Annotated in this window: 20 protein-coding genes and 1 pseudogene; 7 read left to right on the top strand and 14 right to left on the bottom strand. The window is 65.3% G+C overall.

Features of this window, described 5'->3' with window-relative positions:
- Positions 1-50: 50 nt before the first annotated feature.
- The gene (lptF, locus tag EV283_RS15630) at positions 51-1,244 is read left to right on the top strand and encodes an LPS export ABC transporter permease LptF (protein WP_207223151.1); all 1,194 of its coding nucleotides are present in this window, start codon (positions 51-53) and stop codon (positions 1,242-1,244) included.
- Positions 1,241-2,341: an LPS export ABC transporter permease LptG gene (gene lptG, locus EV283_RS15625; protein ID WP_130326845.1), complete on the top strand. Its 1,101-nt coding sequence runs from the start codon at positions 1,241-1,243 to the stop codon at positions 2,339-2,341. Before lptF ends, lptG begins: the two co-directional genes overlap by 4 nt.
- A 38-nt stretch (positions 2,342-2,379) precedes the next feature.
- Here the strand turns inward: lptG and EV283_RS15620 are convergent, their stop codons facing one another.
- Positions 2,380-3,495: a fatty acid desaturase gene (locus tag EV283_RS15620; RefSeq protein WP_242616001.1), complete on the bottom strand. Its 1,116-nt coding sequence runs from the start codon at positions 3,493-3,495 to the stop codon at positions 2,380-2,382.
- 164 nt (positions 3,496-3,659) lie between these two features.
- On the opposite strand from EV283_RS15620, the gene EV283_RS15615 reads away from it, so the two are divergent.
- Entirely contained in the window at positions 3,660-4,811 is a 1,152-nt protein-coding gene (locus tag EV283_RS15615) for an N-acetyltransferase (protein ID WP_130326843.1), read from the top strand.
- A gap of 178 nt (positions 4,812-4,989) precedes the next feature.
- Here the strand turns inward: EV283_RS15615 and EV283_RS15610 are convergent, their stop codons facing one another.
- The 8 genes and pseudogenes from EV283_RS15610 to EV283_RS15580 all read right to left on the bottom strand — a co-directional run bounded on the left by EV283_RS15610 (position 4,990) and on the right by EV283_RS15580 (position 11,590).
- Positions 4,990-5,322 carry a hypothetical protein gene (locus EV283_RS15610; RefSeq protein WP_130326841.1) on the bottom strand — a complete coding sequence of 111 codons (333 nt, stop codon included), beginning with the start codon at positions 5,320-5,322 and terminating at the stop codon, positions 4,990-4,992.
- Complete coding sequence (locus EV283_RS15605; protein WP_207223150.1) at positions 5,323-6,117, bottom strand: transporter; 795 nt, start codon at positions 6,115-6,117, stop codon at positions 5,323-5,325.
- On the bottom strand, positions 6,114-6,884 hold the full coding sequence (gene xth, locus EV283_RS15600; RefSeq protein WP_130326839.1) for an exodeoxyribonuclease III: 771 nt from the start codon (positions 6,882-6,884) through the stop codon (positions 6,114-6,116). Before xth ends, EV283_RS15605 begins: the two co-directional genes overlap by 4 nt.
- A 7-nt stretch (positions 6,885-6,891) precedes the next feature.
- Positions 6,892-7,230, bottom strand: coding sequence for an iron-sulfur cluster insertion protein ErpA (erpA, locus tag EV283_RS15595; RefSeq protein ID WP_130326837.1), 339 nt, complete (start codon positions 7,228-7,230; stop codon positions 6,892-6,894).
- A 171-nt stretch (positions 7,231-7,401) separates the two neighbouring features.
- Positions 7,402-7,992: pseudogene (locus EV283_RS15590) on the bottom strand (M23 family metallopeptidase); the annotation flags it as partial.
- A 298-nt stretch (positions 7,993-8,290) separates the two neighbouring features.
- The gene (locus tag EV283_RS19220) at positions 8,291-8,443 is read right to left on the bottom strand and encodes a hypothetical protein (protein WP_165391801.1); all 153 of its coding nucleotides are present in this window, start codon (positions 8,441-8,443) and stop codon (positions 8,291-8,293) included.
- A 17-nt stretch (positions 8,444-8,460) separates the two neighbouring features.
- The gene (locus EV283_RS15585) at positions 8,461-8,913 is read right to left on the bottom strand and encodes a peroxiredoxin (RefSeq protein ID WP_130326835.1); all 453 of its coding nucleotides are present in this window, start codon (positions 8,911-8,913) and stop codon (positions 8,461-8,463) included.
- Entirely contained in the window at positions 8,906-11,590 is a 2,685-nt protein-coding gene (locus EV283_RS15580; protein WP_130326833.1) for a bifunctional [glutamine synthetase] adenylyltransferase/[glutamine synthetase]-adenylyl-L-tyrosine phosphorylase, read from the bottom strand. Before EV283_RS15580 ends, EV283_RS15585 begins: the two co-directional genes overlap by 8 nt.
- A gap of 76 nt (positions 11,591-11,666) precedes the next feature.
- Between EV283_RS15580 and EV283_RS19215 the strand changes: the two genes are divergently transcribed.
- Positions 11,667-11,840, top strand: coding sequence for a hypothetical protein (locus EV283_RS19215; protein WP_165391800.1), 174 nt, complete (start codon positions 11,667-11,669; stop codon positions 11,838-11,840).
- Between the two features lie 60 nt (positions 11,841-11,900).
- Here the strand turns inward: EV283_RS19215 and EV283_RS15575 are convergent, their stop codons facing one another.
- The 3 genes from EV283_RS15575 to EV283_RS15570 form a co-directional block, all read right to left on the bottom strand.
- On the bottom strand, positions 11,901-12,554 hold the full coding sequence (locus tag EV283_RS15575) for a sigma-70 family RNA polymerase sigma factor (protein ID WP_056417352.1): 654 nt from the start codon (positions 12,552-12,554) through the stop codon (positions 11,901-11,903).
- A gap of 130 nt (positions 12,555-12,684) precedes the next feature.
- Positions 12,685-12,822, bottom strand: coding sequence for a hypothetical protein (locus EV283_RS19210; protein WP_056417000.1), 138 nt, complete (start codon positions 12,820-12,822; stop codon positions 12,685-12,687).
- Between the two features lie 120 nt (positions 12,823-12,942).
- Positions 12,943-13,746, bottom strand: coding sequence for a response regulator (locus EV283_RS15570; protein ID WP_130326831.1), 804 nt, complete (start codon positions 13,744-13,746; stop codon positions 12,943-12,945).
- Between the two features lie 283 nt (positions 13,747-14,029).
- Between EV283_RS15570 and EV283_RS19490 the strand changes: the two genes are divergently transcribed.
- The 3 genes from EV283_RS19490 (at position 14,030) to EV283_RS15560 (ending at position 16,307) form a co-directional block, all read left to right on the top strand.
- Complete coding sequence (locus tag EV283_RS19490) at positions 14,030-14,209, top strand: NepR family anti-sigma factor (protein ID WP_056416995.1); 180 nt, start codon at positions 14,030-14,032, stop codon at positions 14,207-14,209.
- Positions 14,210-14,316: 107 nt separating this feature from the next.
- Positions 14,317-15,846 carry a sensor histidine kinase gene (locus EV283_RS15565; protein WP_056416992.1) on the top strand — a complete coding sequence of 510 codons (1,530 nt, stop codon included), beginning with the start codon at positions 14,317-14,319 and terminating at the stop codon, positions 15,844-15,846.
- A 326-nt stretch (positions 15,847-16,172) separates the two neighbouring features.
- The gene (locus EV283_RS15560; protein WP_056055798.1) at positions 16,173-16,307 is read left to right on the top strand and encodes an entericidin A/B family lipoprotein; all 135 of its coding nucleotides are present in this window, start codon (positions 16,173-16,175) and stop codon (positions 16,305-16,307) included.
- A gap of 63 nt (positions 16,308-16,370) precedes the next feature.
- Here EV283_RS15560 and tatC read toward each other — a convergent pair whose 3' ends face one another.
- Entirely contained in the window at positions 16,371-17,165 is a 795-nt protein-coding gene (gene tatC / locus EV283_RS15555) for a twin-arginine translocase subunit TatC (protein WP_130326829.1), read from the bottom strand.
- Positions 17,166-17,208: 43 nt separating this feature from the next.
- Entirely contained in the window at positions 17,209-17,724 is a 516-nt protein-coding gene (gene tatB / locus EV283_RS15550) for a Sec-independent protein translocase protein TatB (protein WP_130326827.1), read from the bottom strand.
- Positions 17,725-17,743 lie beyond the last annotated feature (19 nt).

The following is a 17,743-nucleotide window of genomic DNA, read 5'->3' as shown; positions in this document are numbered from 1 at the left end:
CTACGCCCCCCTATACCCCTTCGACCCAGCATACCGAGCCCTATCCGCGCATGAAATCCATCGACCGCTACATGGCCCGGCTGATCGCGGTGCCGCTGTTTTCGACGCTGCTGATCGCCGTCATGCTGTTCGTGCTCGATCGCATGCTCGGGCTGTTCAATTTCGTCGCGACGCAGGGCGGCCCGATCAGCGTCGTCTGGCGGATGCTCGCCAACCTGCTGCCCGAATATCTGGGGCTCGGCATTCCGATCGGGCTGATGCTCGGCATCCTGCTCGCGTTCCGCCGGCTGTCGACCTCGTCCGAGCTCGACGTGCTGCGCGGCGTCGGCATGAGCTACAACCGGCTGCTGCGCGTGCCCTATATGTACACGATCGCGCTGGCGCTGCTGAACCTCGCGATCGTCGGCTATGTCCAGCCGATCGCACGCTATTATTACGAGGGGCTGCGGTTCGAGCTGCGCACGGGCGCGCTCGGCGCGTCGATCAAGGTCGGCGAGTTCACCAATCTCGGCAGCAAGATGACGCTGCGGATCGAGGAGAGCAAGGACAAGGGCCGCGAGCTGTCGGGCATCTTCGTCCATGCGCAGAGCCAGAATGGCGACTGGCTGGGGGTGACCGCGGAGAAGGGCAAGTTCCTGGCGACCGACGATCCCAACGTCATCATCTTCCGGCTCGCCAACGGCACGCTCGTCCACAACCGGCCCGAGTTCAAGACGCCGCGCGTGCTGACCTTCACCAGCCACGATCTGCCGATCAACCTGCCCAAGTTCGAGAGCTTCCGGGTCCGCGGCGGGCGCAATCTCGAATATACGCTGCCCGAACTCGCCAAGCAGGGCCAGCGCGGCGCGACGCTGGAGCAGCGCGACGGCAGCCGCTCCGAATTCCATTTCCGCCTCGCGGAAGTTGCGACAATGTTCCTGCTGCCGCTGCTCGCGCTCGCGCTCGGCGTACCGCCCAAGCGATCCTCGTCCGCGCTCGGCGTGTTCCTGTCGATCGTGATGATCGTCACCTATCACAAGGTGAACCAGTACGCCGCCGATGTCGGCGAACTCGGCCGGATCGATCCGATCGTCGCATTGTGGGTGCCGTTCACGATCTTCGCCGGGTTGATCCTGTGGATGTACTACACGATCGCCTATGTCCCCGGCGGCCAGCCGATCGGTGCGCTCGAACGCGTCTTCTCGAAGACGTTCAAGGCCATCACGAAACGCATTCCGGGCTTCCGCAAGAGCAAGGCCGCATGAAAACCGTCAGCTTCTTCCCGTCGCGCACGGTCGCGATCTACATGGGCCGGATGTTCCTGTTGCGGACGTTCGCCGTGCTGGCGGCGCTCGTGCTCGTCCTCCAGGCGCTCGACCTGTTGAGCGAGTCGGGCGACATCCTCGCCTTTCCCGGCAATGGCGATGCGCAGGTGTGGCAGTACGTGTCGCTGCGCGTACCCCAGATCGTGTCGCGCTTCCTGCCCTTCTCGGTGCTGCTGGGCACGATCCTGACGCTGATCACGATGAACCAGAACAGCGAGATCGTCGCGCTAAAGGGCTCGGGCCTGTCCGCGCACCAGGTGCTCGCGCCGCTGCTGGTCGCCAGCCTCGGCGTCGCGGTGATCAGCTTCGTCTTCAACGACCGGGTGGTGGCGCGCGCGACCGCGACGCTCAACCAGTGGCAGAAGGTGAATTACGGCAAGCTGCCGATCGATCGCGGCGACCGCGCCAATGTATGGGTGCGCGACGGCGACGACCTGATCGAGGTGGCGCAGATCCGCGGCCGCGGTGACGCGACGCGGCTTGGCGGGATCACGCTGTACGATCGCACCGGCGGCAATCTCGTCGCGATCCTGCGCGCCGATCATGGCAAGCGCGCCCCTGCCGGCGGCTGGCTGGTCGGCCCTGCGACCCGGTTCGACGTCGCGCGCGGCGCCGATACCAAGCTAGGCTCCGTGGTGATCGGCAAGGATGTTCGCCCCGATCAGTTCACGCTGGCGAGCGTCGATGCGGACGGGCTATCGTTCGGCGCACTGAAGGCCGCGATCGCCGACCTGTCCGACGCAGGCCGGCCCACCAAGGCGCTCGAGGGTTCACTGTGGCACAAGTTGTCGGGGCCGCTGTCGTCGGTGCTGATGCCATTGCTCGGCGCGGTCGCGGCCTTCGGTATCGCGCGCTCGGGCAAGCTGTTCGTCCGCGCGGTGATCGGCATGGCGCTGGGCTTCGCGTTCTTCGTCGCGGACAATTTCGCGCTGGCGATGGGCAATCTCGGCGCCTACCCGCCGTTCCTCGCCGCGTGGGCGCCGTTCCTGCTGTTCTTCCTGATCGGCGAAGCGGTGCTGATCCGCTCCGAGGAATAATCCGGCTGTTGCCCTCCCGCCGCAGCGGGAGGCCAGTTTTAGCGGCGGACCATCGTGCTGCGCGCGATCTTGCTGACCAGCCCCGGCAACCCGGGATAGTTCGCCTTGTGATAGGGCGACATCGCATCCAACTCCGCCGAGATCCGGCGATGCGCCTCGCCCAGCGCGTGATAGGGCAGCCCCGGCAATAGGTGATGCAGCGCATGATAGCGCAGGCCCACCGGAGCCCACAGCGCCGGCAGCAGCGCCGGCGGCGGCACGTTGACCGTGTCGAGATACTGGGCGGTCACCGTCATCGGCTCGCCGTCATTCTCCCACAGATGCGCAACCAGCGTGCGAACCTGATTGAGCACCGCAAACGCCGATGCCACGCCAAGGATCGTCAGGAACGCACGCAGCGGCAGTACGCCCGCCACGGTGATCCCGATCAGCGTGATCGCCCACAGGCTCGCGGCCACTTCGAGGCGGTTCCAATAGGCCTTTGCCTCGCCCTCCGGCGCACGACGACGGAATTGCGGATTGATCGCCAGCGCCGAATAGCGCTCGACCACCATCGTCCGCAGCTTGGGCGACAGCAGCGACAGCGGCGACAGGATCGCAAACCGGATCAGCAGCGCAATCGGTGCCAGCGCGGACACGACGATGAACAGCGGCAATGTCCACGGCTTCATCAGCGCGAGCGGCAGATATTCGGGATCCTCGACCGTGCCATAGCGGGTCTTGGCGTGGTGCAGGTTGTGGACGCCCTCATACATGAACGACGGCGTCATCATCGGCACGCCGACGAGGATGTTCCAGCCCAACCGGAAGTTCGGCACCGATGCATGCTTCATGTGGCTGACTTCGTGGATGAAGCTCAACCCGCGGTACAGCCCGAGCACCGACACGATCGCGGCGACCACCACGACCGCGGTCGAACCGCTCGTCGCCGCCACGACGAGCGCGCCATAGCCGAGTGCGACCGACGCGATCAGGTCGCCCCAATAGACCGACGGCCGCGGCTTCACGAGATCGCGGGTCAGATCCGCGGCCGCGCGCAGCATCGCCTTGTCGTCGGCGATACGCACCACCCCGGCACCCGCGACGGGTGTGGCTGGAACGGGAGCGGCCGTGCCGCGAGCGAGGCTGAGCGAGGTGTCCATGGGCATATCCATTGCCCGAAGATAGTGGCCACAGCGTGGCATTTACAGGCCGTGCCGCTGCCACCGCTCCAAGGAAACACGATCACCCTGACAGGATTTTACGATGACCCATGTCACTCTCGCCTTTATCCGCCGTGCTGGCTAGACACGCTCGACTGCGTAATCGGGAACGACACATGGCTAACATCAACATTCGACCGGTCGAGACGCTGAAGGATCGCAAGATCTTCATCGATCTGCCGTTCCGCCTGTATGCCGACGATCCCAATTGGGTGCCGCCGCTGAAGTCGGAGGCGCTCGGGTTGATCACGCCCGAGAAGAATGGCTGGTTCAGCCATGCCAAGGTGCAGCAGTTCCTCGCCGAGGAGGATGGCCGCGTGGTCGGTCGCATCTCCGCGCATATCGATACGCTCGCGCTGACGATGCCCGCCGAGCAGGGATTTGGCCCCGGCGTCGGCCAATGGGGACTGATGGAGGCCGAACGCCAGGACATCTTCCAGGCGCTGCTCGCGCGCGCGGAGGGCTGGCTGCGCGATCAGGGCATGACGCGTGCGATCGGCCCGATCAGCATGTCGATCTGGGAAGAGCCGGGGCTGTTGATCGACGGCTATGATCATCCGCCGACGATCATGATGGGGCACGCCAAGCGCGAATACCGCGGCTGGATCGAATGGGCGCAGTATCGCCCGATCAAGCAGCTGATGACCTATGAGGTCGACGTCACGAAGCAGTTCCCGCCGATCGTCCAGCGCATCATCAAGTCGGGCGAGAAGAACCCACGCATCGTCATCCGCAACGTCGACAAGACCAAGTTCGAGGAGGAGGCGGCGATCATCCTGTCGATCCTCAACGATGCGTGGAAGGACAATTGGGGCTTCGTGCCGCTCACCCCGCCCGAGATCAAGGATGTCGGCGTCAAGCTGAAGCCGATCGTCTTCAACGACCTGATCCGCATCGCCGAGGTCGACGGCCGGCCCTGCGCGTTCATGATCACGCTCCCCAATCTGAACGAGGCGATCATGCCGTTGAAGGGCAGCCTGTTCCCGTTCGGCTGGGCCAAGCTGTTGTGGTGGCTCCGCAAACCCAAGGTGCGGACGGTGCGCGTGCCGCTTATGGGCGTGGTCAAGGACTTGCAGGCCTCGCGGATGGCAAGCCAGCTCGCCTTCATGATGATCGAATATATCCGCCGCGCCTCGGTCGAGCATTACGGTGCCGAGCGCGCGGAGATCGGCTGGATCCTCGACGACAACCAGGGGATGCGATCGATCGCCGAGACGATCGAGAGCCGGGTGAACAAGGTCTATCAGGTCTACGAACGGACGCTGTAGAACGAAAGTATCGAGCCTGCCGACGCGTGACATCGGATGCGTCGGGATTGGTCGCCCCCCCCCGGCGAAGGCCGGGGTCCAGTTGGGACGGCGGAAGTAACTTGGGGCTGTCGGTCGTTACCCGCGTCCCCCAGCTGGACCCCGGCCTTCGCCGGGGCGGTGGGACTTCCGCGTCGCGTTATTTTCGCTCCTTCTTGCCCCTGCCGAACGGAATCCTGAGCGTCACCGCTACCCCCTGTCCGACCGCACCGGGCAACTCGGTACGGATCGCGTGGACGTTCCCCCTGCCCCCGCCTGGCAGGCGGAACGACAGCGGATCGGAACGCGGAGGCTGAACCGGCTCGGCAAGCGTCGCGAGCCGCTGGTCGGTCGGCCGCGCGCAGACGACGATATCGCCATCGGGATCGGCCTGGACCGGGCACGGCATCGTCGCACGCGGCCTGCGCCTGCGCAGTTCGGGCGGGAGCGGCGGCCCTGCTACCGCTTGCAGCAGGAGCAGGCCGACGAGCATCTAGAACCGCCGCGATATACCGGCATAGAGCCGGGCATCGGGCGTATCGGCGGTCAGCCCGGCCGCACCCAGTATGTCGAACTGCAGATCGTCGTTCGCCATCCATGCCAGCGACAGCGCCGCCACGCCCTGCGTCGCATGCTGATCGGGGTCATCGTCACGCAGCGCCTGCAGCTCGCCGGTCAGCGTGAACGCCTTGGAAACCTTCACCGAGAGGCCGGCGGTCGCGCTATAGGCGAGATGCCGGCCATTGCCGTCCTCGTCGACCGCCGCATCGATCTCGGGCGTCAGGTCGAGCGACACCGCATCCGACAGTTCGTAGGTTACGGGGACGAGAAACCCCGCCCCCCAATCACCCGCACCGATCGAGGACCGCCCAACCGGCAGCGTTACGAACGGCAGGACCGATACCGACAGGTCCGATCCGTCGGGGTGAAGGAGGTTCGCCTTGATGCCCAGCGAAACGTCGCCGATCCCGTCGACCGACTCGACCCCGGTCGAATCGCGCATCCGATCATGGCCGAACGGCGTGAAGCCGATCCGCGCTTCGATTGTATCGCTGACGCCGACGCGGACGAGCGTGTCGCCGAACAGGATGTTGTCCTCGAGCGATCCGGGCTGGTCGTCACGCGTCCAGTCGGCCAGCGAGGTCTCGACCGAGATCCGACCCGGTGCGATCGTGCAGGCCGGCGTATCGATGCCAGGCCGGTCGGGGCAATAGTCTCGCTCCTGCGCCGCGGCCGCACCGGCGAAACCCAGGCTGGCGAGCACGACGCCAATCAGCGCCCGCCTCACCGCAAGCGGACCCAGGTCGGCGCATGATCGCTGGCCTTTTCGCGGCCGCGATACGCCTTGTCGACGCCGGCATCGATCATCCGGTCGGCAGCCTGCGGGCTGAGCAGCAGATGGTCGATGCGGAAGCCTGCATCGCGCTGCCACGCGCCTGCCTGGTAGTCCCAGAACGTCCACACGCCGCCCTTCGGAAACTGCGTGCGCAGCGCATCCGTCCAGCCCTGCGCCACGAGCGCGCGATAATGCTCGCGGCTTTCGGGCTGCATCAGCGCATCGTCCTGCATCGCGCGCACCGAGTAGGTATCGTCGTCATTGGCGATCACGTTATAGTCGCCTGCGAGGATCGCCGGCACTTCCTCAGCCAGCAGCACGCGCGCCCGCGCGGCCAGGCGGTCCATCCAGCGCAGTTTATAGTCGAATTTGGGCCCCGGTTGCGGATTGCCGTTGGGCAGATAGAGCGCGGCGACGACCAGGCCGTCGACCTCCGCCTCGATATAGCGACTGTGCTCGTCCTCGGGCTCCCCGTCGAGACCGCGCTGGCGGACGTCGGGCGTACGCCCCTTGGCGAGGATCGCGACGCCGTTCCACGCCTTCTGCCCATGCCAGACCGCACCATAGCCGACCGCCTCGATATCGGCGATCGGGAAGGTGTCGTCGCTTGACTTGAGTTCCTGGAGGCAGACGATGTCGGGCTGCTCTTCGACGAGATATTCGATCAGCCGCGGCAGTCGCGCCTTGATGCCGTTGACGTTGTACGTGACGATTTTCATGGAAAACTCAGACCGAGAAGCTGGAGCCGCAGCCGCAGCCCGAGGCGGCGTTGGGGTTCTCGACCTTGAACGCGGCGCCGGCGAGCGACTCGACATAATCGACCGCGCACCCGCGGACCAGATCGATGCTCACGCTGTCGACGACCAGCTTTACGCCGTCACGCTCGGCGATCACGTCGTCCGATTCCACCGCATCGGCGAACCCGAATTTATACTGGAACCCCGAACAGCCGCCACCGTCGACGGAGAGCCGGAGGATCGCCGGCTTCCCCTGCTTGACGGCGATCGCGGCGACGCGCGCCGCGGCGGAGGGGGTGAGGATGATGTCGGGAGCCAGCGTTGCCATGGGCTGGAGATAGGAGGTTGCGCTATCCGCGGCAACCTTGGGCTTGCCCGTCGGGCGGAGGGCTGGCTCGCCGGGGCGCCGCTGTCTTATACTGGTTGTCCGTCCCCGTGGAGGGAGATCCCAGCTTTCGCTGGGGTGACGGGTTAGGTTTGGCGAGGGCTTGTGCCCGTATCAGTCCTGCGCGGCGGGGCCGCCGGTCGATACCGGGATCGCGTTGACCGAGCGATCCTGTGCCGCGAGCAGGTAATCCGCCGTCGTCAGGAACGGGATCGGGTTGACGGCGTGGCCGTCGATGCGGACTTCGTAATGAAGATGCGAACCGGTCGAACGGCCGGTCGAGCCCATCAGCGCGATCAATTGCCCGCGGGTGACGCGCGTATTGTCGGCGACGAGGATCTTCGAGAGATGGCCGTAACGGGTGGCGATGCCCTTGCCGTGGCTCAGTTCGACCATGTTGCCATACCCGCCCTGGCGTCCCGCATGCGCGACGACGCCATCGGCGGTCGCGTAGATCGGCGTGCCGATCGGGCCGGGAATGTCCACGCCGGCATGCATCGCCGCGGTGCCGCGGAACGGATCCGAACGAATACCGAAATTGCTGGTGAACGAGAGCGAGTGAACCGGCTGCACCGACGGGATCGCGATCACGCCCTGCTGCGTGGCGTCGAGCTTCTTCCAGGTCTGGAACAAGGTGCGGAACTGCGCGTCGGCGCGCAGATCGGCGCTTGCCTCTTCGGTGTTGGCGGCGATCATCGGGCCGCCCTTGCCGGTCTCGACCGTGCGGTAAGCGACCTTTTCCGCGGTCGCGTGCGGCGCGACCTGCGCCTCGGCCGTGGCGCCGAAAGCGGCCAGACCCATCACCGTCGCGGCCATTGCCAACCGGCGACCCGTAAACGCCTTATACACCACGATCACGCCCTTGAGACGGGTCACGATCGCTGCACCGGTAAAATCGACCATTGGTCCCCGACAAAAAAATGCAGGGCCGTTCGCTTTTGCAGCGGACGGCTCCGAAACTCTGTCCTGACTCGCAGCCCCTCCGCGCACCAGACATTGTGGGTTAGGCCGGATCCCACTGCCCCGAGCAATAGCATTGCGCCATCCGCGCGGCGGAGCGGCAGGTTGTTGCGGCGAGTTGAAGCGAATCGATACGATTGCCGTGGAACAGGATGAGACCGCGGATCTTCGGCGCGAAATGTCGGCGAATCTCCATGTGTTACTACCTAGTCTTCAGAGTGCCTTTGCGGCTGCCAGAACCGCCTCCGCATGGCCGGGAACGCGGACCTTGCGCCACGCCTTTGCCAGCGTCCCGTCGGCTCCGAACAGGAAGGTCGCGCGCTCGATCCCCATATATTTGCGGCCGTACATCGCCTTCTCGACCCAGACGCCGAACGCCTCGCACGCGGCGCCCTCGACATCGCTGCCCAAGCGTACGGAAAGGCCATGCTTGGCAGTGAACTTGGCATGCAACGCAGGCGTATCCTTCGATACCCCAACGACCGTCACGCCGGCGGCCCCGAACGCGTGGGCCAGCGCGGAAAAGTCCTTCGCTTCGGTGGTGCAGCCCGCCGTGTCGTCCTTCGGGTAGAAATACACCACCAGCGGCCTGCCGAGCGTCGCCAGCGACACGACGGCGTCGTCGATCGTCACCGTCACATCGGGTATCGTCGAACCGTCATCCATGCTGCTCTCCCGTCGCCTGCATCCAGAAACCGCGAACCTCCTGCCGGGTCGATTCGAGCGTGGCAACAACCGCCGCCCAATCCGCCACGCCGATCGCGCGCGCGATCAGTGCTTCGGTCGCAGGACCCGGCGGCGTCGCATCGGGCGCCACCAGCCGCAGCGTGACCAGCAGCCGGGTCAGCACATCATGCGCGGCACGTAGTGCAGGCGGAGCCAGCCCCTGCTCGACCAGCCGATCGATCGCGGTCCCCAAATTGGGATCGAACCCCGCTCGGTTCACGAGCTGGACGACGTGCACCGCAAATTCGAGATCGACCAGGCCGCCCGGAAGCAGCTTGGCATCGAGCGGTCCCGCGGGCGGTTTGTGCGCGGCCATCTCGGTGCGCATCGACCTGGCATCGGCGACCACGTCCCGCACCGGCCGCTCCCCTTCGAGCACGCCGCGGATGATCGCGGCCACCGCGTCTTGCGCACCGGTCGATCCGAATACCGCGCGCGCGCGGGTGAGCGCCATATGCTCCCACGTCCAGGCATCGTCGCGCTGGTAGCGCGCAAAACTGTCGAGCGTCACGACCAGCGGCCCCTGCCCGCCCGACGGCCGCAGCCGCGTGTCGATCTGGTAGAGGGGGCCCGCCGCGGTCGCGACCGACAGCGCAGCCGTCACGCGCTGCGCGAGGCGGTTGTAATAGAGCGTCGCGCCGAGTGGTTTGGGACCATCCGATTCCGCGGCGAAATCGCCCGTGAACAGATAGATGAGGTCGAGATCGGACGCGTGCGTGAGCATCGCGCCGCCCATCCGGCCGAGCGCCAGGATGACGAGCTCGCTGCCCGGCACCGTCCCGTGCGCCTTGGCGAATTCCGCAATGGTTGCGCCCGCGAGCACGCCGATCGCCGCCTCCGCGACGCGCGCATAGCCGGCCGCGACATGCAGCGGATCGGAGGCGCCCGCCACGATCTGAGTACCGAGCGCGAACCGCAACTCGCCGACGACTCGGCGCACGTGATCGAGCCGCGCCTGGTAATCGCTGCCCGCATCGTCCGCGCGCATCGCGGTCTCCAGCGCCGCGATATCGCCCACCGGTGCGAACGCGGTCGCATCGATCAGCCCGTCGAGCAACGTCGGCCGACGCCCCAGATCGTCGGCAAGCGTCGGCGCATGGCTGAGGATCGCGGCCAGCAACGTCGCCAGTCCCGGCCGCGCCTCGAGCAGGCGGAAGATGTTGATCGCGCTGGGCAGACGTTCGAGCAACGCATCGAGCCGCAACAGCGCCGATTGCGGAACCGGCGCGGTGGCAAAGGCGGTCACCAGGGTCGGCAGCACCGCCTCCAGCGCCTCGCGCGCGGCGGGACTGCGCAGCGCTGGATACGCGCCGGCGCGCCACGCCTCGATCCGCTGCCGTGCGGGCTCGGGCGCAACGAACCCGGCGGCCGCGAGGTCGGCCTCCAGCGTCACCGGATCGTGCGAGAAGGCAGGCCGGACTGTGTCGTCGAGCGCATCGTAGATCCGCCCCGTCGCCGCCACCCGCGGCGCCAGCAGGGCGAGCAACGCGCCCGCATCCTCCACGCCGTGCAGCCTCGCCACGCGGTCGAGCGCGTCGCCGGTCGGCAGCGCATGCGTCTGCCGGTCGTCGATCATCTGGACGCGGTGCTCGATCGTCCGCAACAGCGTGTAGCCATCGGTCAGCGCACGCGCTTCCTCGCCGCCGATCCACCCCGCCTCCGCCAGACGGGCGAGCGCATCACGTGTCGCGGGCGCGCGGACCGTCGGATCGCGCCCGCCATGGATCAGCTGGTGGATCTGTGCGAAGAACTCTGCCTCGCGAATGCCGCCCCGCCCGCGCTTGAGGTCGTAGCCGGGGCCAAAGGCCTGGCCCTGCAGATGGTGATCGCGGATGCGCGCAGAGATGCTGCGAATCTCGCGGATGGCGCCGAAATCGAGCGTGCGCCGCCAAACGAACGGTCGGATCGCATCGAGAAAGCCCTGGCCGAGCCCGATGTCGCCAGCGGCGGCGCGGGCGCGGATGAACGCCGCGCGCTCCCAGGGCAGCGCCTGCGCTTCGTAATAACCGATCGCGGCCTCGACCGGCAGGACGATCGGCGTAATTTCGGGCGAGGGTCGCAGGCGAAGGTCGACTCGCAGCACATAGCCGTCGCCATCGCGCGCCTGGAGCAGTTCGACGACACGCTTGCCGATCCGCACCGCGGCCTGTTCGGGCTCCTCGCGCGGCTTGCGCGGCAGAGTCAGCGGATCGAACAGCAGGATCGGATCGATGTCGGACGAGTAGTTGAGCTCGCCACTGCCTTGTTTGCCGAGCGCGATCGCGGTGAAGCCGACCGGTTCGGCGCCGGGCGTCCGCTCCTCGATCGCGGTCCGGATCGCGGTGTCGAGCGCATAATCGGCAAACCGGGTCAGCGCGCCGGTCACCGCGGTGAGATCGAGGATCCCCGCAAGGTCGCCGATCGCGACGTTGAGCGCCATCGCACGGCGTTCGAGCCTCAGCCGCTTGGCCACCGGCATATCGGGGGTCGCGCTCGACAGCGTCAGATCGAGCTGCCCGTCGGACAGCGACGCGGCGAGCGCGGCCTCGCGATCGAGGATCATCGACAGGAAGGGCGACCATTGCCGAGCGCGATCCACGGCGCTGTTTATCACCTGTTCAGTATTCATGCCGGTCATCGCAGAATAGTATCGCAGTCAAGTGTTACTTGACATATGAAAGCAACGAATTCGCCATGAGCTCGTTATTAGCGGCATGACGTACTCGTTCCTCACCATCAAACCCGACACAAGCGGCCAACAGGTCGTTCGTCGTCCTCGTCCGACCGACGTCATCGGCCATTCGCTACGTGACGCGTTCAGCCATAGTGCGCGCTTGCCGCAGGATATCGATTGCCTGCTGCGCTCGCTCGACGGGGTCGCGCACTAAAACCGTGCGCTCGCTAGACTAGGTATAGACAGCCGCCGCGACGAGCGCGGCGCCAAGACATCAGCGACCGCGGCTCAGATGCTCAACATCACCCATGATCGAATCAAGCGCCGTCTTGCTGGTATCGGTTTCATGATCACGACGCGACGGCAGTGATCCGTCCGTAAGGATCGTCTCGAGCGCGACACGGCCACGTGCGACGCGGCTCTTGATCGTGCCGACTGCGACGTTGCAGATCTCGGCCGCCTCTTCATACGCAAAGCCACCTGCCCCGACGAGAATCAGTGCCTCGCGCTGTGGCTGCGGCAGGTGCATCAGCGCACGCTGCATATCACCGAGCTCGACATGCCGATCCTGGCTCGCCGGCGCGGCGAGAATGCGATCAGCGACGAGATCGTCCCACTCGCCCTTGAAGCGCGCACGACGCATCTGCGAGAGATACAGGTTGCGCAGGATGATGAAGGTCCATGCGCGCATGTTCGTGCCTGCCTGGAAGCGCAACCGCGCCGCCCAAGCCTTCAGCAACGTCTCTTGCACCAGATCGTCGGCAAGATCGCGGCTACCCGACAGCGAGCGCCCGAACGCGCGCAGATGCGGGATCACCTGCGCCAGCTGGACCTTGAACTCGGCGTCGGACAGCGAGACATGCTCCACCGGTGCGACGACTTCGTCGATATCGTCCTCGCCATCGGTATGGGGAGCAGGCTGAACCATGAAAATCCTGTCAGTTTCGATCATGATCTCGACAGCACACCGTCAGGCATGGCCTCGATCACACGTCGCCTTGTGTGGGCGAACATAAGCACTCGCAACGCCGAACCTATACGCCGGCGCTTAACTTATGTCAGCGTATAATAAGAAAGCCGAAAATCGCGATGATCAGCACGAGCGAGATGACGAGAATATATCGCGTCATGTGCGGCGTCGAGCCTGCGCGGGCCTCTTCGGTCGAGATGTGGATGCGTTCGTTCGGGTCAGCCATGTCGAGTTAAACCCCCGAAAACCGTTTTGGGTCCGCAACCATTTACGGAAGCGAACCCAAGATGCAGTGTTATGGCCGCGCGATCAACCCATTGGTTTCGCGAGGCAAGCCCCGCTGCGATCAGACGACGGGAACGGTCGCCTGGTCGAAGAACAGCGCCTGGCTGATCGCGGCCTTCACGGTGGACCGCTGGAACGGCTTGGTGATCAGGAACGTCGGCTCGGGGCGCTCGCCGGTCAGCAGGCGCTCGGGGAACGCAGTGATGAAGATCACCGGAACCTCGAACTCGGCAAGGATATCCTTGACCGCGTCGATACCCGAGCTGTCGTCGGCAAGCTGGATATCGGCAAGCACGAGGCCCGGCCGCGTTTCCATCGCCAGTGCAACCGCCTCGTCGCGCGTGACGGCAACGCCGGTAACGTCATGACCCAGGTCGCGAACGATCGTCTCGATATCCATCGCGATGATCGGCTCGTCCTCGATGATGAGGACCTTGGCGCGAGTCTGGCTTTCGATCTCCTGTAGTGCCTCGGCGACCAGATCGTCGACTTCGCTCGACTCCACCTCGATCAGATAGGCGGCGTCCTCGGGCGTGAAGCCTTCCATTGCGGTCAGCAGCAGCGCTTGGCGCGACAGCGGGGTCATCCGAGCGAGACGCGCACGAGCAACCGCCTCATGACCGCCGGACTCCTGAACGCTCTCGTCAGCGACCTCGTCGAAATTGGCCGAGTTCCAGATGACCTGGAACATGCGGTACAGGCCGAGCCGGGGATCGACGTCGCGCGGAAATTCTTCCGGTGCGGCAACGATCGCCTCGAGCGTCGCGCGCACATATTTGTCACCGTGCATCTGACTGCCGGTCAGGGCCCGGCCGTAGCGCCGCAAGAAGGGAAGATGCGGTGCGAGTTGCTGTCCAAGCGACATGGGTAACGAATACTCCCTGATCCTACGCGGCCCCTCATGTGTCGGGTGGCTCGCGTCATTGCAATGGCGGTAGCCGAAAAAGCACCCCCGTCTCCGCTGCGCCGGCGGGTTGCGCGCGTCGTCGGGATACGAAGGTTCGATTTTCGCTTGTACATGGAACTAACGAGAGCGAGTTTGGTTTCACCGACATCATTGGCGAATCCGGACCCCGTCAGACTTTGTCTGGACAGGCAAGGATTTCGTCTATTTGTGACACGGTATACCAGATGATCAGCGTTGCGTCGTGCAGGGGGAAGTTTTGAGTTTGGGCCACGACACGGAAAAGACGGTGCCTGCCTCCAAGTCCGCCAAGGTGCCGGACAAGGATCAGCAAATGGGCTCGGCTCTTCGCTCGGTTTACCAGAAGACCGTCGATGAGGCGATTCCGGACGATCTGCTCGACCTCCTCGGCAAGCTCGACTGAGCGCGGGCCGGATGGCCTCGCCGCACACTCAAGAACCCGTCCCGATCGCTGCGACAGACGCCAACGGTACCCCCGTCGGATCGGCTGAGCCACGCCTGATCTCGGCGATGGGACGGCTGCCGACCGGTGCCAAGCTGTTCCTGATCCTGAGCGCAGCGCTGCTGCCGCTCGCGTTGATCGCCGTCTTCGCGACATTCCAGACGACCCGGCTTGCCGATACCGAGGCCCGCGCGCGCCTGCGCGTGACCGCCAACGAAAGCGCACGCGCGATCGCGATCGAACTCGTCGGCGACATGACCGCGCTTCGCGTGGCGGTAAACGCTTTGGGCAACGATCCCGCCGACGCGCCGAGCTGTGCAAGGGCGCAGGGCGTGTTCGCGCAACAATCCTCTGCTGGCACACGGTTCGTGATCACCGACCGCGAAGGTGCCGTCCTCTGCGGGACGCCGATCCCGATGTCCGCTGCCTTCCGCCAGGTCGACATGCCGATCACCGCGGACATCATCCCGCATCGCGGCCTCGTGCTGGCGATCTCGGGGCCGAGCGGCGACACCTTTGCCCGCGCCTATTTCCCCCAGTCCTTCCTCCGCAATATCGGCCGCCCCTCCAGCCGTGCGCTGACGTTCAGCAGTGCGCTGGTGCTCGACGAGGACGCGCTGACGCTGGAGACTATTCCCGACGAACGCCCGCTCGATCGCATGGAGACGATGCGCACCGATCTCGGCGTCGCCGGGATCGGTCTGCGCACGAGCATCCGCAGCGCACCGGTAACCTCGTCGCTCGTGGTCGCGATGCTCCTCCCGCTGCTGATGTGGATCGCCGCGGCGAGCATTGCGTGGTTCGTGGTGGACCGCCTGCTTATCCGTCCGCTGCGCCGCCTGCGCGGCGCGGTCGCCGCGTTCACGCCTGGCGAGACGCTCGATCTCGGCGCGGTCCGCACGTTGCCCGCGCAGGAGATCCGCGATCTCGGCGAGACCTTCCAGGCGATCAGCCAGACCGTTGCGCTCCACGAAGCCGGCCTGGCCGAAGGGCTGGTCCGCCAGACCAAGCTGACCCGCGAAGTCCATCACCGGGTAAAGAACAACTTGCAGGTCATCTCCAGCCTCATCAATTTTCACGCGCGCAGCGCACCAAGCGCGGACGCAACTGCGGCCTATGCCTCGATCCAGCGTCGAGTCGACGCTCTCGCGGTGGTCCACCGCAACCATTTCGCCGAGCTCGAGGAAAATCGCGGGCTCAACCTGCGGACGATGATCGGCGAATTGTCCGCGAACATTCGCGCGACCGCGTCGGATCGCTCGCACGGACTTGGCATAACGCTCGATATCGACCCGTATCTGGTCAACCAGGACGTCGCCGTGGCGATCGCGTTCCTCGCGACCGAGACGATCGAGCTGGCGATGTCGTGCGACCCCGCGGCGCAGATCCGGATCGTCGTAAAGCCCGCCGACACGCCCGACCGCGCGCTGCTGCGTGTCGTCTCGCGCGCGCTGGTCGAGAGCGACGCCCTGCGCGAAGCGGCAACGCGGTATGGCCGCGTCATGGAGGGCCTGTCACGCCAGCTACGATCCCCGTTGCATCACGATCCGCTGGTCGGGGCGTACGAGATTGCGTTCGCGATCAAGGGGCGCGATTAATCTAGAGCAGGCGAATTACAGTTACCGTTTGTTTGACTCTAGTTTTTTTCAAATGATCTGCGGAACCCCGGAACACTTTACCGCGATCGCCGTTGGATGTTTCGGACAGCGACTTTATGCCCCCCCGCTCTCGCTGTCCAAGTCATAGGCCCGGACGCATCACTCTTCCCCCCCCCTGGTGATACGTCCGGGCCTTTATCGTTTTGCTGGTATCGCCGGGTGCACCGCGCCCAGCCTACGGAAATTGTGCGGTTTGTCAGGAACGAACCGCGATCCCGATCATTTCACCTCCGGTGGCATTCGTGCCTATGCTAGGAGGAATTATCATGCGTAAGTTGGTTGGTCTGGCGATTGTGGCCAGCGCTCTGATGGTGTCGGCATGCAACACGGTCGAGGGTGCAGGCAAGGACGTGGCTTCGGCAGGCAAGACTGTCGCCAAGACCGCGGATAACGCCAAGTAAGCCATTCGCGCTATTGGTAAGGACACGGGGTCCGGTGCACGCGCACCGGATCCCGTTTTCGTATCAGCGCTCGACGAGATCCGTGGAGTCGCTCTCGCCGTCACCCTCATCGGCCTTGGCCTTGGCGCGGCTGCGTTCGGTGAACCAAATCCCGATTAGGGCCAGCTCGTACAGGATCACCAGCGGGATCGCGAGTAGCAGCTGCGAGCCGATATCCGGCGGAGTCAGCACCGCGGCGATCGCGAACGCCGCGACGATTGCATAGCGCCGCGCGCCGATCAGTTGCTTGCGCGTGACGATCCCGGCCCGCTCGAGCAGCATCAGCAGGACGGGCAGCAGGAACGATATGCCGAAGCCGAACAGGAACTGCATCGTGAACGACAGGTAATTGCCGATCGCGGGCAGCGCCTCGCGGTGAATGCCGCCGACCATCCCGTCGAACCCGAGCAGGAAGTGCAGCGCCATCGGGATCGCGACGTAATACGCCATGGCCGCGCCGGTCAGGAACAGCACCGGCGTGGCGAGGATGAACGGCAGGAGCGCGCGCTTCTCCTTCTTGTACAGGCCGGGCGCGACGAACTGCCAAAGCTGGTTCGCGATCACCGGGAAGGACAACATCATAGCGGCGAAGAACGCGACCTTGATCTGGACGAAGAACGCCTCGAATATCTCGGTATAGATGACCTTGTTCTGCCCCGCCGCGAGCAGCGGGTGAACGAGGAAGCCGAAGATATCCTCGGCGAAATACATCGCGATCCCGAACGTCACGACCAGCGCGGCGATGCAATAGAGCAGCCGCCGCCGCAGCTCGATCAGATGGTCGAGCAACGGTGCCCGGCTTTCGTCGATCTCGCTCATGCTGTGCTTTCGGCGCTATGGGGGGCAATCCCGCGGGGAGCGCTCACGATGACGCTACGTCGGACTTGCCGGTCTTGTCGTCGGGATGGGGTGCTGCCGGGGCAGCCACCGGTGCCTCGACCGGGTCGGGACCGCGCTCGCCGACGGACGTTTCCTCCGCCGCCGGCGATGCGTGCGTCGGTGCCGGGGCGACCACAGGCTTTTCGACCATCACCGGCTCGCTCGTATGATCGTCGACCTCGTCGATCGAGCGATAATCGCGGCGATGCTCCTCCGTCTCCGGCGAATGCACGACCTGCGTGGTGTCCGCGGCCGCACCCGTTTGTGGATGCTCGCGCATGATGCGTTCGTTTTCCGACGCCCAGCGCTTTTCCATTTCCTCGAGTTCAGCCTCGCGGACCATCGAATCGAAACCCGAACGGAACTGCCGCGCGACGCCACGCGCCTTGCCGACCCAATAGCCGACCACGCGCATGGCCTTTGGCAGATCCTTCGGGCCGATCACGACCAGCGCGACGAAAGCCACGAGCAGAAACTCGGAGGGCGCGATATCGAACATTCAGCCGCGCCTATCTAAA

This window comes from Sphingomonas sp. BK036, from assembly GCF_004216825.1.
Taxonomy (GTDB): Bacteria; Pseudomonadota; Alphaproteobacteria; order Sphingomonadales; family Sphingomonadaceae; genus Sphingomonas.
The sequence above is the reverse complement of the archived record's forward strand: the minus strand, read 5'-3'. Positions and strand labels throughout refer to the sequence as shown.